This is a genomic window from Cellulomonas citrea, assembly GCF_009829685.1.
Lineage (GTDB): Bacteria > Actinomycetota > Actinomycetes > Actinomycetales > Cellulomonadaceae > Cellulomonas > Cellulomonas citrea.
On the sequence record NZ_VWSD01000329.1, the window covers coordinates 1 to 798 of the forward strand.

Consider the following 798-nt stretch of genomic DNA (forward strand, 5'->3'; position numbering starts at 1 on the left):
ATGGCCCGGCGCCGGGCGGCCGCCGCGGCGAGCAGGCCACGCAGCTCGTCCACTCCCTCGCCGGTCCGGGCGCTCACGGCCAGCACAGGCACCCGGCCCAGACCGTCCGCCGCGGCCAGTCGACGCAGGTCCTGCAGGCACGCGGCACGTTCGTCGGGGGTGAGCCGGTCCGCCTGGTTGAGCACGAGCACCATGACCGGTGCGAGGGCGGACAACGGACGCAGGTACCGCTCGTGCAGCACGCCGTCGGCGTACTTCTGCGGGTCCAGCACCCAGACGAGCAGGTCGACCCGTTGGTAGAGCCGCTCGGCGACCTCGCGATGGGCCACGGCGACCGAGTCGTGGTCGGGCAGGTCGAGGAGCACGAGGTCGGCGGGCAGCCCGTCGCGCGGTGGCAGGACGTGGCGCACCCCGACGTCGAGCCAACCGAGCAGCTCGTGGGCCACCTCCGGGTCGCTCGCCCACAGCGCCGCGGCGGCCTCGCCCGTCGTCGGCCGGGTCGGGCCGGCCGGTGCCAGTGCACTACCGGCCAGGGCGTTGAACAGGCTCGACTTGCCCGATCCGGTGGCACCGGCGAGGGCGACGACGGTCGCCTCACCGGCCAGCCCGAGGCGTTCGCGCGCCGTCGCCAGCAGCTGGTCACCCTCGTCGAGGAGTGCGGGCGGCAACGCGCCTCGACCGGCCTCGAGCGCCTCACCGAGCAGGTCGAGCCGTTCGGTGAGCCCCGGCGAGCGGCTCATCGACGTCCGCCCCGGCCGGTGAGCCGCCGCCACCAGCCGCGCAGCCCCGCTCCCCCGG

Annotated in this window: 1 protein-coding gene; it reads right to left on the reverse strand. The window is 75.9% G+C overall.

Features of this window, described 5'->3' with window-relative positions; translation table 11 throughout:
- On the reverse strand, positions 1-740 hold a 740-nt coding region (locus tag F2B26_RS16515; RefSeq protein ID WP_201292803.1), incomplete at its 3' end, for a GTPase.
- Between the last annotated feature and the right edge of the window lie 58 nt (positions 741-798).